We start from the raw sequence: 1286 nt of genomic DNA, 5'->3' as shown, positions 1-1286 counted from the left end.
TTAGGATCGCTTTTTTATGGAAGAGAGAGATCTTAACGTTTTAATGAGAGAAATACCTATAAAAAGTCATGTTCTGATTTTTATTTAACCAAAATAACCTTATTAAAAGTGTGAGATCCCACCCTGGGTGGTCGAGTTAATAACATAGGGTTAATAGCACAAAGGCAAAATTTTATTTTGATAGGTTGTTTCGTTGTTTTTTGTGGCTTAATAATGATCTTGTTCGGTAACAGAAAAAAGGATAATCAAGAGAACTACGTAAACTGTCCATTTTGTGCTGAAAAAGTTAACCCAATGGCTATTAAATGTAAGCATTGCGGGTCTGAGATTAAAGAACAAATGGAACTAAAAAAAGAGAAAATGGAGCTAGAAAAACTTAAAAGTTTCACTCCATCAGAACTTGCTCCTTTTTCATTTTATCGGTGGGGGAGAGACGGTAACGAGCTGGTTGAAGATCAGATTAAAGAATTAACGGAACGATTAATTAAATCCAATCCAGAAAAAACGGTTAATGAGATTGAAAGCTATTACCGCATAGAAATAGAAAAGTTGGCTAAGAGACTACCCAAACAACTCAGGAAAGAATTTCATGAGAAATATACTTATTGGTTATATGCATCGAAATCTCAAAATAGTTAATGAAAATCCATTGTAAATAAATTGTTTTTTAATAAACTCTGATATTTTAAGTGGCTCAATGAAACAATATAAAATCACATGGATGTGAATTTGTCTTGATTTTCTGATGATAATGACTACAAATTGATGCTTGATAACAGTTTATTTTATTAATCTTTATATTAGACAAATTCAAAATGATTTTTTATAATTGATTTTAATTGAAATGCATGTGATTTTTTAGAATTAAAAATAATGGTTTATAGGTTTTTTAATGCAAATGATTAATTTTGTTTATATGAAAAATCAATTTGTTTAAATGGTTTTTATTTGCAATAGTATGAGTGATTTAAAGTTGTCTTTTTAAAACATTAGGATTTAATAAAGTTTCTTGTTGATGGGTAAATTTATTTATAATCGGGTTAAATAATTGGCTATAAAAAATATGGAATGGAAAAGTTAATGAATGATTTAAAGGAATGTGAAATTATTTATTCATAGAGTCATAATATTGCATTTGTTAGTTAAATCAGGAGTCTTGGATTCACATAATAAGTGCAACATCGTTAATCCGGAAGTAAACATGTTCGTATTCCTTTAAATAATTCATTCGGGGTTTTCCCTCCCCGGGTTTTTCGGGGGCGATTATTTAATCGGTTTACCACAAA

1 protein-coding gene and 1 pseudogene are annotated in these 1286 nt (G+C 29.1%); one reads left to right on the top strand and one right to left on the bottom strand.

The genetic code is table 11. The features are described 5' to 3' along the window. The first annotated feature begins 213 nt into the window (after positions 1 to 213). Positions 214 to 639 carry a hypothetical protein gene (locus EAE90_RS23155; protein WP_214055439.1) on the top strand — a complete coding sequence of 142 codons (426 nt, stop codon included), beginning with the start codon at positions 214 to 216 and terminating at the stop codon, positions 637 to 639. Between the two features lie 545 nt (positions 640 to 1184). Here the strand turns inward: EAE90_RS23155 and EAE90_RS23150 are convergent. Next, positions 1185 to 1286 (bottom strand): annotated as a pseudogene (locus EAE90_RS23150) (IS30 family transposase); the annotation flags it as partial.

It is taken from the genome of Photorhabdus caribbeanensis, assembly GCF_018448885.1.
Classification (GTDB): Bacteria; Pseudomonadota; Gammaproteobacteria; order Enterobacterales; family Enterobacteriaceae; genus Photorhabdus; species Photorhabdus caribbeanensis.
This window is presented reverse-complemented; position numbering and strand designations above follow the sequence as displayed.

What these genes read in the sequence shown, in the direction of transcription:
- EAE90_RS23155 (WP_214055439.1), top strand. Translation starts at nt 214, where the DNA reads ATGATCTTGTTCGGTAACAGAAAAAAGGATAATCAAGAGAACTACGTA.